The sequence below is a fragment of the Phaeacidiphilus oryzae TH49 genome, from assembly GCF_000744815.1.
Taxonomy (GTDB): Bacteria; Actinomycetota; Actinomycetes; order Streptomycetales; family Streptomycetaceae; genus Phaeacidiphilus; species Phaeacidiphilus oryzae.
Window position 1 is genome coordinate 2,927,106 of record NZ_JQMQ01000005.1, and the last position, 13,085, is coordinate 2,940,190.

Annotated in this window: 11 protein-coding genes; 5 read left to right on the top strand and 6 right to left on the bottom strand. The window is 71.9% G+C overall.

Features of this window, described 5'->3' with window-relative positions; all coding sequences use genetic code 11:
* Nucleotides 1–100 precede the first annotated feature (100 nt).
* Nucleotides 101–1,312, top strand: coding sequence for an MFS transporter (locus BS73_RS16770; protein WP_037573357.1), 1,212 nt, complete (start codon nt 101–103; stop codon nt 1,310–1,312).
* 183 nt (nt 1,313–1,495) lie between these two features.
* Here BS73_RS16770 and BS73_RS16775 read toward each other — a convergent pair whose 3' ends face one another.
* Complete coding sequence (locus tag BS73_RS16775) at nt 1,496–2,413, bottom strand: LysR substrate-binding domain-containing protein (RefSeq protein WP_037579912.1); 918 nt, start codon at nt 2,411–2,413, stop codon at nt 1,496–1,498.
* 293 nt (nt 2,414–2,706) lie between these two features.
* Between BS73_RS16775 and BS73_RS16780 the strand changes: the two genes are divergently transcribed.
* Both BS73_RS16780 and BS73_RS16785 read left to right on the top strand, forming a co-directional pair.
* Nucleotides 2,707–3,264 carry a peroxiredoxin gene (locus BS73_RS16780; RefSeq protein ID WP_037573360.1) on the top strand — a complete coding sequence of 186 codons (558 nt, stop codon included), beginning with the start codon at nt 2,707–2,709 and terminating at the stop codon, nt 3,262–3,264.
* Between the two features lie 11 nt (nt 3,265–3,275).
* A complete protein-coding gene (locus BS73_RS16785; RefSeq protein ID WP_037573361.1) occupies nt 3,276–3,806 on the top strand; it encodes an alkyl hydroperoxide reductase in 531 nt (176 codons plus the stop codon).
* A gap of 85 nt (nt 3,807–3,891) precedes the next feature.
* Here the strand turns inward: BS73_RS16785 and BS73_RS40710 are convergent, their stop codons facing one another.
* The 4 genes from BS73_RS40710 to BS73_RS16805 form a co-directional block, all read right to left on the bottom strand.
* Entirely contained in the window at nt 3,892–5,772 is a 1,881-nt protein-coding gene (locus BS73_RS40710; protein WP_051940021.1) for an AI-2E family transporter, read from the bottom strand.
* Nucleotides 5,773–6,132: 360 nt separating this feature from the next.
* Nucleotides 6,133–6,834, bottom strand: coding sequence for an aggregation-promoting factor C-terminal-like domain-containing protein (locus BS73_RS16795; protein ID WP_037573363.1), 702 nt, complete (start codon nt 6,832–6,834; stop codon nt 6,133–6,135).
* A 508-nt stretch (nt 6,835–7,342) separates the two neighbouring features.
* On the bottom strand, nt 7,343–8,674 hold the full coding sequence (locus tag BS73_RS16800) for a PhoH family protein (RefSeq protein ID WP_037573365.1): 1,332 nt from the start codon (nt 8,672–8,674) through the stop codon (nt 7,343–7,345).
* 256 nt (nt 8,675–8,930) lie between these two features.
* On the bottom strand, nt 8,931–9,725 hold the full coding sequence (locus BS73_RS16805) for an isoprenyl transferase (protein ID WP_051940022.1): 795 nt from the start codon (nt 9,723–9,725) through the stop codon (nt 8,931–8,933).
* A gap of 230 nt (nt 9,726–9,955) precedes the next feature.
* Between BS73_RS16805 and mgrA the strand changes: the two genes are divergently transcribed.
* Entirely contained in the window at nt 9,956–10,981 is a 1,026-nt protein-coding gene (mgrA, locus tag BS73_RS16810) for an L-glyceraldehyde 3-phosphate reductase (protein ID WP_084704131.1), read from the top strand.
* A 239-nt stretch (nt 10,982–11,220) separates the two neighbouring features.
* Here mgrA and BS73_RS16815 read toward each other — a convergent pair whose 3' ends face one another.
* Entirely contained in the window at nt 11,221–11,697 is a 477-nt protein-coding gene (locus tag BS73_RS16815; RefSeq protein ID WP_051940023.1) for a prepilin peptidase, read from the bottom strand.
* Nucleotides 11,698–11,790: 93 nt separating this feature from the next.
* Between BS73_RS16815 and BS73_RS16820 the strand changes: the two genes are divergently transcribed.
* Nucleotides 11,791–13,005, top strand: coding sequence for a pyridoxal phosphate-dependent aminotransferase (locus tag BS73_RS16820; protein ID WP_037573367.1), 1,215 nt, complete (start codon nt 11,791–11,793; stop codon nt 13,003–13,005).
* Nucleotides 13,006–13,085 lie beyond the last annotated feature (80 nt).

The window sequence follows — 13,085 nt, forward strand, 5'->3', positions numbered from 1 at the left end:
GGACCTCCGGAGGCCTTACGGTGGGAGTCTCGCGCGGCAGCGTGGCCGTGGCGCACTCGCAATCCTCCGCCGCTGCACCAGACCTTCGGAGTCACCGCTCATGCCCGTGGCGCTCCTCGCGCTCGCCCTGACCTCCTTCGCCATCGGAACCACCGAATTCGCCGCGATGGGCCTGCTGCCGCAGATCGCGGGCGGTCTGCACGTCGGCATCCCGCAGGCCGGCTGGCTGATCTCGGCCTACGCCCTCGGCGTCGTCATCGGCGCCCCGCTGCTCACCGCGGCCGCCACCCGGCTGCCCCGGAAGACCGTGCTGATCGGGCTCTCCGCCCTCTTCGCCCTCGGCAACCTCCTCTGCGCGGTGTCGCCCAACTTCTGGTGCCTGGCCGGCGCCCGGCTGATCACCGGCCTGCCGCACGGCGCCTTCTTCGGCGCGGCCGCGGTGGCCGCCGCCGAACTGGCCGAGCCGCGGCTGCGCGCCCGCGCGGTGTCGGTCGTCTTCTCCGGCCTGACCGTGGCCAACATCGTCGGCGTACCGGCCGCCACGCTGCTCGGCCAGCACCTCGGCTGGCGGGCCACCATGCTGGTGGTCGTCGCGGTGGCCGTGCTCGGCACCCTTGCCATCGCCCGGCTGGTGCCCCAACTGCCGCACCACCACAGCGGATCCGGCGGTGGCCTGCGCCGCGAGCTGGCCGCCTTCCGCAGCGGGCAGCTGTGGCTCGCGCTGGCCACCGTGGTCTTCGGCTGCGGCGGCTTCTTCGCCTGCTACTCGTACATCACCCCGCTGCTGACCGACGTCTCCGGCTTCTCGGCCGGCTCGGTGACGCTGATCCTCGCGCTGTACGGGGTGGGGATGACGCTCGGCAACGTCCTCGGCGGCTACCTGGCCGACCGGGCGCTGCGGCCGGGGCTGGTCGCCATGTTCGTGCTGCTGACCGGCTGCCTGGCGCTGTTCGCGGTGACCGCCCACGCGCAGTGGTCGGCGGCGGTGACCGTGGTCGCCCTGGGCGCGTTCGGCTTCGCCGTGGTGCCGCTCCTCCAGACGGTCGTGATGCGCAACGCCGACAAGGCGCCGACGCTCGCCTCGGCGACCGTCCAGGGCGCGTTCAACCTGGCCAACGCGCAGGGCGCGTACCTGGGCGGCGCCGCGATCGGCGCCGGCCTCGGCTGGACCTCGCCTCCCCTGGTGGGCTCCGCGCTGGCCGCGATCGGCCTGGCCCTGGCGATCGCCGCCTGGACCACCGACCGCGGGGCGTCCTCCCCCTCCCGCATCGTCACCACCAACGAGCCGGCCCGCGACCCCGCGAACGTCTGACGCCCGCCTTGAGCCGAGCTGCGCCCCGGGGCGCAGCTCGGCAGGCGCATGTACGGGGCGCGGGGGGCTGCGCGGCCCGCGCGCAACGGCGACTGGGTGGCAAACCGGACTCCGCCGCCGCGTGCGGCGCCGCACGCGGCGGGCCGCGCAGTTCCCCGCGCCCGTTGTATTCGCCCTGCGGGCTCACGGCGTAGCCAGGTGGACCGGAAGGTCCGCCAGCGCGGCGCGGAGCGCGGTGGCGAACGCGTCGTACTCCGCCTCGCGCGCCGAGCCGCGGCGGTGCGCCAGGCCGACTCGGCGGCCCGGCGCCGGCGGCGCGAAGCGCGCGGCGGTCAGGCGGTCGCTGCGTCCCGCCTCCACCTCCAGCGCCGTGGCCGGCAGCAGCGTCACGCCCATCCCGCCGGCGACCAGCTGGACCAGCGTGGACAGCCCCGCGGCCGTGGTCGTCGAGGCGTCCGCGCCCACCTCGCGGCAGAGGTCGACGGCCTGGTCGCGCAGGCAGTGCCCCTCCTCGAGCAGCAGGACGTCGAGGTCCAGCAGGGCGTCCCTCGGCACGTCGGACCGCCCGGCGAGCGGATGGTCCGGCGGGGTGAGGAGGATGAAGTCCTCGTCGAAGAGCGGGATCTCCCGCGTCGGCGCCGATCCGCCGGAGGGCAGCGCGAGCAGCAGCAGGTCAAGCCGCCCCGCCCCGAGCCCGTCCAGAAGCGAGGAGGTCCGCTCCTCATGGACGTGGAGTTCGAGGTCCGGGTAGGTCCGCCGGACCATCCGCAGCACCGTCGGCAGCAGATACGGCGCCAGCGTCGGGATCACGCCGAGCTCCAGCGGCCCGGTGAACGGCCGGCGGGCGGCCTCCGCCTCCTCACCGATCGCCTGGAGCTCCCCCAGCACCCGGCGCGCGCGCTCGGCGACGCGTTCCCCCAGCGGCGTTATGACGACCCGTCGGGTGGTCCGCTCCACCAGTTGCGCCCCCAGCGACTCCTCCAGCGCCGAGACCGCTCCGGACAGCGCCGGCTGGCTGGTGCCGATGGCGGCCGCGGCGTCCCGGAAGTGCCGGTGCTCGGCGACCGCGGCCAGCGCCCTGAGCTGCGGGACGGTCGGCAGCCTGGGCGTACGGGAGGGGGTCCGGGCAGTCCGGGTGGTGCGGGCGGAGCGGGTGGTGCGGGCGGTACTGATAGCTGACTCCAATCAACGGACGCGATTCTAGCCAGCCGATCGATCAGGATCGGATGGCGGACTCCGTTCCCCCCGCCCGCCGGTCCGGATTACACTCCGTCGGCACCCCTCGACCCGGTTGATCCGTTCGCCTTATCAACTGGAGCACAAAGACCTATTTCCCCTATCACTGCCCGTCAGGCATGCTGCTTGGAGATCCACAAGCACAAGGAGCGTCACGCATGCTGACTGTTGGCGACCAGTTCCCCACCTGGAAGCTCATGGGCGTCGAGGGCCCCTCGGCGGACAAGCTGGAGCTCAAGGAGTTCTCCTCGGAGGACTACAAGGACAGCTGGAAGGTCGTCTTCTTCTGGCCGAAGGACTTCACCTTCGTCTGCCCGACCGAGATCGCTGCCTTCGGCCAGCTGAACGGCGAGTTCGAGGACCGCGACGCCAAGGTCCTGGGCGCCTCCGTCGACTCGGAGTTCGTCCACCACGCCTGGCGGCGGGACCACAAGGACCTGGCCGACCTGCCCTTCCCGATGCTGGCCGACTCGAAGCACGAGCTGGTCAAGGCCGCGGGCGTGGAGGGCGAGGACGGCTTCGCCCAGCGCGCGGTCTTCATCGTCGACCCGAACAACGAGATCCAGTTCACCATGGTGACCGCCGGCTCCGTCGGCCGTAACCCCAAGGAGGTCCTGCGGGTGCTGGACGCCCTGCAGACCGACGAGCTGTGCCCGTGCAACTGGAGCAAGGGCGAGGAAACCCTCGACCCGGTCAAGCTCCTCGCGGGCGAGTGAGCTGATCCGCGATGGCAGTCGATGAACTGAAGGCGGCCCTGCCGGACTTCGCCAAGGACCTCCGGCTCAACCTCAGCTCCGTGGTCGCCAACTCGGACCTCCCGGAGCAGCAGCTCTGGGGCACCGTGCTGGCCACCGCGATCGCCTCGCGCAGCGAGCGCGTCCTGGCGGAGCTGGAGCCGGAGGCGCGGAAGCACCTCTCGGACGAGGCGTACAACGCCGCCAAGAGCGCCGCCGCGATCATGGCGATGAACAACGTCTACTACCGCACCCTGCATCTCCTCTCCGACAAGGAGTACGGGAACCTGCGGGCCGGTCTGCGGATGAACGTCATCGGCAACCCGGGCGTGGAGAAGGTGGACTTCGAGCTGTGGTCGCTCGCCGTCTCCGCGATCAACGGCTGCGGCCAGTGCCTTGACTCCCACGAGCAGGTGCTCCGCAAGGCGGGCGTGGCCCGCGAGACCGTCCAGGCCGCGGTGAAGATCGCCGCGGTGATCCAGGCGGTCGGCGTCACCCTCGAGTCCGAGGCGCGCCTGGCGTAACGCCCGGAGCGCGACGGCGCCGCCCCCGGCAGCGGAGAACGGGTAGCAGCAGCAACCCTTCACCGCCGCCGGGGGCGGCGCCGTCTCAGTCGCGCCGGGAGCGGCGGACGGCGTCCGCCACCCGTCGGTGCGCGGCCTCGTCCTCGGCGGTCTCCTCCTCCGCCGCCGCGTCCTCCTGCGCCAGTTGCAGCGCCTCGCGGACCTCCTCGTCGACCCGGTTGCGGCTGCGGAGGTAGCCCACCACGGTGTTGGTCACGGCGACGATCGGCACCGCCACCACCGCGCCGCCGATCCCGGCCACCACCGAGCCGGTGGCCACCGAGAGCACCACCGCCAGCGGGTGCACCCGCACCGCCCGCCCGAGGATCAGCGGCTGCAGCACATGGCCCTCGATCTGCTGCACCGCGATCAGCACCACCAGCACCATCAGCGCGGTGAACACCCCGTGGGTGACCAGGCCGATCAGCACCGCGATCGTCCCGGTGACCAGCGCCCCGATCAGCGGGACGAAGGCGCCCAGGAAGATGATCACCGCGAGCGGCACCGCCAGCGGCACCCCCAGCAGGTAGATCCCTATCCCGATGCAGACCGAGTCGATGAAGGCGACCAGCACCGTCCCGCGGACGTAGCTGGTCAGCGTGTGCCAGGCGCGCGGGCCCGCGCCGGCCAGCGCCATCCGCGCCCCGGTCGGGAAGAGCCGCAGCACCCAGCCCCAGATCCGGGCCCCGTCGTAGATCAGGAAGAAGGTACAGAAGGCCGCCAGCACCACGCCGGTGAGCACCTCGACCACGATCGAGACGGTGGAGAAGCCGAACTGGGTGATCTGGTCGCTGTTGGTGCCGACCGCCTTGGACAGCTGGGAGGCGAACTGGTTGATCTGGGTGTCGGTCAGATGCAGCGGGCCGTGGATGAGCCAGCCGCGCACCTGGTTGATCCCGGTCTGGAGATGCCCGGTGACCTGGCCGAGGTTGGTGCTGACCTGCCAGCCGACGAACCAGCCGACCAGGCCGATGCCGCAGAGCCCGCCGAGGAAGACGGTCGCCGCGGCCACCGCCCGGGGCGCCCCGGCGTCCCTCAGCCGCACCACGGTGGGCTGCAGCAGCGCGCTGATCAGCAACGCCGCCATGAACGCCAGGGTGACCACCTTCAGGTCGGTGATCACCTTGAAGACGATGTACAGCCCGGCGGCGACCAGCAGCAGCCGCCAGGTGGTGGAGGCCGCGACCCGCAGCCCCCACGGCACCGCCTCGGCCGGGTCGTCCGGCCGGTCCGGGTAGCGGGTCTCGCCGCGGCCGGGCGCCCCGCGCCCCGCGTACGCCGGGCCGGCGTTCCCTGGGCCCGCGGGGGCGGGCCCTCCGGCGACGGGCGCCAGGACGCTCGCACCGCCCGCCGTTCCCCCGGAGGCGGCGGCGGGGGCATCGGCGGCCGCACCGGCACCCGCACCCGCAGCACCGGTGGTAGCGGAGGATTCCGGATGCGCCGGCGCCCGGGCCTCGCCGCGCGCCCGTCCATCGCCCGGGGCGCCCCGCTCCGCGTCCGCCCCGACGGCCTCGTGCTCCGTTCCCGCCGCCGCCCCCGCCTGATCGTTCCGTCCGACGCCGTGGTCCCCTGACCCGCCGTCAGCCCGCCCAGCGGTCCCGGCGGTCCCGGCGGGCCCGCCCGGCGCGGCGGCCGTGGCGCCGTTCTCCGTCCCGGCCGCCTCACCGCCCCCGCCCTCCGGATAGGGGTACGGGTACGGGTAGCCGGGCGGCGGCGTCGAGGGACGCGGCGGGAAGGCCGGTCTCGGCGGCACGGACGGCTTGGGCGGCAGCGGCGCGTGCGCGGCCCGCGCGGCCTCGTCGGCCCGCCGTTCCGCCTCGCGCAGCAGCTCGTCGGCGCGCCTGCGGCGGTTCTCGATGGCCTGCCGGGTGCGGGACACGGCGGAGGCCCCCCACTCGATCGGTCCCCAACGCCCCAGCCGCGCCATCCCCTGCCCTCCCCGTCCCGCCGCCGGCCGCGCCGGCAGTCGGACTGCTCCTGCCCACTAGCTTGCTTTCCCTCTTGCCTTCCCTGCGGGAACCGTACCCTCCCGGACCTCCGTTTCGGAGGTTTGACCGGGTGACGCCAAGGGAAGGCCCAGTTTTGACGGCGTCCGCACACAACGCCGTCCGTCCATCGCCGACCGGCTCCCCCGCTCCGGAAGACCCCTTCCAGCCTTCCGCCCCGGCTCGGAACGGCCCGGGCGATGGCTCTCAAAGGTGGTGGAGAGAACGCGGAAGCCCCCGACCGGACAGGGGTCGGGGGCTTCGGCGTGCCTAGGGCGGTACGCGCGGGTACTACCTCGGGATCAGTACCAGTTGTGCGCTTCCCAGAAGGACTGGGCGGAACAGGGGCTCCCGTAGCGGGAGTTCATGTAGGACAGACCCCACTTGATCTGGGTGGCGGGGTTGGTCTGCCAGTCGGAGCCGGCCGAGGCCATCTTGCTCCCCGGCAGGGCCTGCACCAGGCCGTACGCACCCGTCGAGGCGTTGGTCGCCTTGTAGTTCCAGCCGCTCTCGTGCGAGACGATCCACGAGAAGCACTGGTACTGGGTGCTGTCACCGATGATGGACTGCGCCATCGCCTGGATGCCGGAGACGCTGTAGTCCTGGGTGAGCGCCGCACGGGCCGCGGCCTTCGCCGCCGCCTCCTGCTTCGCCTTCTCCTCGGCAGCGGCCTTGGCTGCCGCGGCCTTCTCCGCGGCTACCTGCTTGGCCTTCGCAGCTTCAGCGGCCTTCTGGCGCGCGGCTTCCGCCGCCGCCTTCTGCGCCGCAGCCTCCGCGGCGGACTGCTGTGCATCCGCCTGCTTGGAGATGTTGTCGCTGACGGTCTGCGCCTGCGCTCCGGAGGGGATGTCGGCGAGGAGGGTGCTGCCTGCCACATCCGCCGTCGGCTGCTCGTTGACGTGCTGCGTCGTCTCGCTTCCCGAGGCGACGCCGACTACGGCGCCTACGGCGGTGACGGCGGTGGCCGAGGCCACTGCGACACCCCGGACCGAGATCCGGTTCACACGGTTTCCTTCCAGCATCGCCCGCATGGTGACCGCACGGACGAACCCCGCCCCTGACACGGGCCTCCCTAGATCTTTCGGGTCACAGGAGGCGCTGGCCCGGTGCGACTCGCCGGTGAGGGCGAAACGCGGTAACTGCTTCGGGCGGCGTACGGCTGGTCCATCTTCAGTTCTCGTTGCACACAAGTCACGCCGTACGCGGGGCCTGACAGAACCCACACACTGCCCGACCGAGACGCGTTCACGCAATTCTCAGTTGCGTGGCAAAGCTCACACGGCGTACAGCAGAGGAGTTTGTGCGATTAGCGGGCGGCGCCCCGGCGGCCGGATTACGATCGGGAAACTTTGCCCTCCACCCCTACCGCACAGGCGTTCTGACGCCTTTTCAGGTCGGCGGCGCGGCCGTGAGCTGCGGTCATCACGGAACGCCGACGCGCGGTCCCCCGAGGGTATCGGAGGACCGCGCGCCGGCCTGCGCGGGGGTCGCCCTTCCTGGGCTGACCCGGTATCAGATGTGCGGCTCCTCAAGCATCTCGGTGACGAGCGCGGCGATCGGCGAGCGCTCCGACCGGTTGAGGGTGATATGGGCGAAAAGCGGATGCCCCTTCAACTTCTCGACCACGGCGACGACTCCGTCGTACCGGCCGACCCTCAGGTTGTCCCGCTGGGCCACGTCGTGGGTGAGCACCACCCGCGAGCCGGTACCGATCCGGGAGAGCACGGTGAGCAGTACGTTGCGCTCCAGCGACTGGGCCTCGTCGACGATGACGAAGGCGTCGTGCAGCGAGCGCCCGCGGATGTGGGTGAGCGGCAGCACCTCCAGCATCCCGCGGGCCACGATCTCCTCGATCACCTCGGTGGCGGTGACCGCGCCCAGGGTGTCGAAGACCGCCTGCGCCCAGGGGCCCATCTTCTCCGCCTCGGTCCCCGGCAGGTAGCCGAGGTCCTGGCCGCCCACCGCGTAGAGCGGGCGGAAGACCATCACCTTCCGGTGCTGGCGCCGCTCCAGGACGGCCTCCAGGCCGGCGCAGAGCGCCATCGCGGACTTGCCGGTGCCGGCCCTGCCGCCCAGCGAGACGATCCCCACGTCCGGATCGAGGAGCAGATCGAGGGCGATCCGCTGCTCCGCGCTGCGCCCGCGCAGCCCGAACGCCTCCCGGTCCCCGCGGACCAGCCGGACCCTCCCGTCCGGGGCGACCCGCCCGAGCGCCTTGCCGCGCTCGGAGGTGAGGACCAGGCCGGTGTGCACCGGCAGGTCCTCGACGCCCGGGACGTCGAAGAGGTCGACCGACTCCTCGGCGAACAGGGTGTCGATCTGCTCGCCGGAGACGGTGAACTCGGACATCCCGGTCCAGCCGGAGGTGACCGCGAGTTCGGCCCGGTACTCCTCGGCCACCAGGCCGACCGAGCTCGCCTTCACCCGCAGCGGCAGGTCCTTGGAGACCACGGTGACGTCGAACCCCTCGGCCTGCAGGTTGCGGGCCACGGCGAGGATCCGGGTGTCGGAGTCCCCGAGCCGGTAGCCGCTCGGCAGGATCGAGGGGTCGGAGTGGTTGAGCTCGACACGCAGTGTTCCGCCGACCCCGCCCACCGGGATGGGCGCGTCCAGGCGCCCGTACTGCACCCGGAGGTCGTCCAGCAGGCGCAGGGCCTGCCGGGCGAAATAACCGAGTTCGGGGTGGTGGCGCTTGGCCTCCAGTTCGGTGACCACGACCACCGGGAGCACGACCTCGTGCTCCTCGAAGCGGGTCATGGCGACCGGATCGGCCAGAAGCACACTGGTGTCGAGAACGTACGTGCGCCGGTCGTTCGCCTTCCGGCGGCTCTTGGTGCTGGCCACAAAGCCTCCCGGGCGGACGGCCTCGTGCCGTCCGCTTTCTCACCGGCACCTGCGGCCCCGGTGGCCGAGGTCACGGTCTGCGCTGAGTATTCCCCTCAGGCGCAGAACGCATGCCCGGCAACGGGAACTGACGCCCCCTCGGTTTCTGGAGTTTGCCCAGGTGAACGGGCGGGCAATAGCTCTTTTCCGGGCAGTTCGCGGCTCGGCGGGCGGGCGGGGCCCGCCGCGCACCGCCCGGCGGGCGGCCGAGGGGGCGTCAACCCCCGTAGCGGCGGTGCCGGTTGGCGTAGTCGCGCAGCGCGCGCAGGAAGTCCACCTTGCGGAAGGCCGGCCAGTAAGCCTCGCAGAAGTAGAACTCGGAGTGGGCGCTCTGCCAGAGGAGGAAGCCGGAGACGCGCTGCTCGCCCGAGGTGCGGATGATCAGGTCCGGGTCGGGCTGCCCACTGGTGTAGAGATGGCGGGCGATGTCCTCCATCTCCAGGGACTCGGCCAGCTCCTCCAGGGTGCCGCCGTTGGCGGCCTGCTCGTGCACCAGGGCGCGCACGGCGTCCCGGATCTCGTAGCGCCCGCCGTAGCAGACGGCGACGTTCACGAGTATCCCGGTGGACTCGGCGGTGGCCTGGCCGGCCTCCTTGAGGACGGTCGCGGTGTGCTCCGGCAGCAGGTCGAGCGCGCCGACCGGGTTGACCCGCCAGCGCGGCGCCGCGGCGGCGAGGTCGCGCACGGCGTCCTCGATGATGCCGAGCAGCGGGCGGAGCTCCTCCTCCGGGCGGTTCAGGTTGTCGGTGGAGAGCAGCCACAGGGTGACCACCTCGACACCGGTCTCCTCGCACCAGCCCAGCAGGTCGCGGATGCGGTCGGCGCCCTTGCGGTGGCCGTCCGCGGTGGACATCCCGGCCTGCTTGGCCCAGCGGCGGTTGCCGTCCAGCATCACTCCGACGTGCCGGGGCACCTGGCGCGGATCGAGGTGCGCCTCGACCCGGCGCCCGTAGGTTCCGTACACGAGGGTCGAGAGACCCGGAGTGCGATAGACGAGATCCCGCAGGCCCATGGTTGCCAACCCCTCCTCAGGGCAGGGGATGCCCTTCGCACAGCGCGTATGTCGGTCAACGCGCACGCAGCATCCGACGAATCCCCGTCGCCCCCGGCGAAACACCATACCGTCCGTGGGGAAACGGTCCGAACGCTCCGCCTCCGGGACCGCGGCGGGCGGGAGCGCGCGGGTGCGCATAGTCTTCCGTGGCGGACCGCGATCAACTGGGAAAGGCGAGACCTCTTCATATGATCCCCACCCCGTACCGCCCGGCCGAGGACCGATACAGCGGCAGCATGGCCTACCGCAGGACCGGCCGGAGCGGTCTCAAGCTCCCCGAGATCTCCCTCGGGCTGTGGCACAACTTCGGCGACGACAAGCCGTTCGAGACGCAGCGGGCGATCCTCCGCCGCGCCTTCGACCTCGGCGTCACCCATTTCGACCTGGCCAACAACTACGGCCCGCCGTACGGCTCGGCGGAGACCAACTTCGGCCGGCACCTGCGGGACGACTTCCGCCCGTACCGGGACGAGCTGGTCCTCTCCACCAAGGCGGGCTACGACATGTGGCCGGGCCCGTACGGCGAGTGGGGCTCGCTGAAGTACCTCACCGCCTCGCTCGACCAGTCGCTGCGGCGGATGGGCCTGGAGTACGTCGACATCTTCTACTCCCACCGGCCGGACCCGAACACCCCGCTGGAGGAGACGATGGCCGCGCTGGCCCGCGCGGTCCAGCAGGGCAAGGCGCTGTACGTCGGCATCTCCTCCTACACCGCCTCGCAGACCCGGGAGGCGGCGCGGATCCTCCGCGAGATGGGCGTGCCGCTGCTGATCCACCAGCCCTCGTACTCGATCGTCAACCGGTGGGTCGAGGACGACGGCCTGCTGGACACGCTGGAGGCGGTCGGCGCCGGAATGATCGGCTTCGCGCCGCTGGCGCAGGGGCTGCTGACCGGCCGCTATCTGAAGGGGATCCCGGAGGACTCGCGGGCCGCGGCGGGCAAGTCGCTCGACCCCGGGCTGCTGTCGGAGGAGAACGTCACCCGGTTGCGCGGGCTGAACGCGATCGCCGAGCGGCGCGGGCAGACGCTCGCGCAGATGGCTCTGACCTGGGTGCTGCGTGACCCGCGGGTCACCTCCGCGCTGATCGGGGCGTCCTCGGTGGCCCAGCTGGAGCAGAACATCGCGGCGCTGAAGGCCGCGCCGCTGAGCCAGGAGGAACTCGCGGAGATCGACGGCTACGCCCTCTCCGGCAAGGTCAACATCTGGGGCTGACGCCCCGGGGGTCGCGCGTGAGCCCGAAGGGCGAAAAAGGGGCGCGGGGAACTGCGCGCCCGGCCACTTACGGTCCGCAGTCGGCAGCGGAGTCCGGGTTGCAACCCGGTGCCCGTTGCCGGGTGCGGCACCGTTCGCGGCGGGCCGCGCAGTTCCCCGCGCCCCTGGATCGCCCTTCGGGCTCACCGGGGCCCGGGGCGGGCAGCCCCGGAAGAAACGGCGAAAGGGCGGGGCCGGGGCTAATGAGAAGAGGCCAGCGCCACGGCCAGCGCCGTCCCCGCCACCAGGAACGGGCCGAAGGGGATGGGATCCCCCAGTCTCGCGCGGCCCGCCGCGACCAGTAGCAGGCCCGCCACCCCCGCCAGCAGGAAGCCCACGAAGACCCCCACCAGCACGGCCCCCCACCCGTACCAGCCCAGCGCGGCGCCCAGCGTCAGCGCCAGCTTCGCGTCGCCGAGGCCCATCGGCGCCACCAGCGCCACCGCCCAGAAGGCGATCCCCAGCACCCCCGCCGCGATCAGCGCCCGCACCGCGGACCCGCTGCGATCGCCGAGCGCCCCGGCCGCGCCCAGCAGCACCAGCGTTCCCAGCGCCCCCGGAAGGGTGAGCCGGTCCGGCAGCCGGCGCTCCCGCAGGTCGATCACGGCCGCCGGCAGCGCGAACCCCGCGCCCCACAGCAACCCCAGGTCATGCCAGGCCCACAGTCCCGACGCCATCGCCCACCCCCTGGTTCCGCCGCCCTCCCGTGGCGAAGAACACGGGGAGGATCCCTCAGCACTCAGTGTGACCAGCCCGTAAAGTACATACGCATGCAGGTGATCCAGTCGTCCAAACTCGCCAACGTCTGTTACGACATCCGCGGTCCGGTGCTGGACGAGGCGATGCGGCTCGAGGCGGCGGGCCACCAGATCCTCAAGCTGAACACCGGTAACCCGGCGCCGTTCGGCTTCGAGGCACCGCCCGAGGTCCTTCAGGACATCATGCGCAACCTCGCCTCGGCCCACGGCTACGGGGACTCCAAGGGGCTCCTCTCGGCCCGCCGCGCGGTGGTGATGCACTACGAGGAGCGCGGACTGCAGGGCCTGGACGTGGACGACGTCTACCTCGGCAACGGCGTCTCCGAGCTGATCCAGATGGCCATGCAGGCGCTGCTGGACGACGGCGACGAGGTGCTCGTCCCCGCGCCGGACTACCCGCTGTGGACCGCCTCGGTGTCGCTGGCCGGCGGCACCGCCGTGCACTACCGCTGCGACGAGCAGGCCGACTGGTACCCGGACCTGGCCGACATCGAGGCGAAGGTCACCGACCGCACCCGCGGCATCGTGGTGATCAACCCGAACAACCCGACCGGAGCGGTCTACCCGGAGGAGGTGCTGCGCGGGATCGTCGAGATCGCCCGCCGGCACGACCTGATCGTCTACTCCGACGAGATCTACGACAAGATCCTCTACGACGACGCGGTGCACGTCCCGACCGCCTCGCTCGCCCCCGACCTCCTCTGCGTCACCTTCAACGGCCTCTCCAAGGCCTACCGGGTGGCCGGCTTCCGCTCCGGCTGGATGACCCTCTCCGGCCGGAAGGACCACGCGTCCAGCTATATCGAAGGCCTGACGATCCTGGCCAACATGCGGCTCTGCGCCAACATGCCGGCCCAGCACGCGGTGGCGGCGGCGCTCGGCGGGCGGCAGTCGATCCGGGACCTGATCCTGCCGGGCGGCCGGCTGCGCGATCAGCGGGACACCACCTGGAAGCTGCTCAACGAGATCCCCGGGATCTCCTGCGTGAAGCCGAAGGGCGCGCTGTACGCGTTCCCGCGGATCGATCCGGCCGTCTACAAGATCAAGGACGACCAGCAGTTCGTCTTCGACCTGCTGCGCGCCGAGCGGATCCTGGTGGTGCAGGGCACCGGCTTCAACTGGCCGGAACCGGACCACTTCCGGATCGTCACCCTGCCGCGCGCGGAGGAGCTGGCGGACGCGGTCACCCGGATCGGCTCCTTCCTCCAGGGCTACACGCAGCCGTAGCGGCGGGCGCGGCCGGATCAACGGGCGCGGCCGGATCAGCGGGCGCAACGGGAGCAGCAGGCGCGAATCGCTTTAACTTT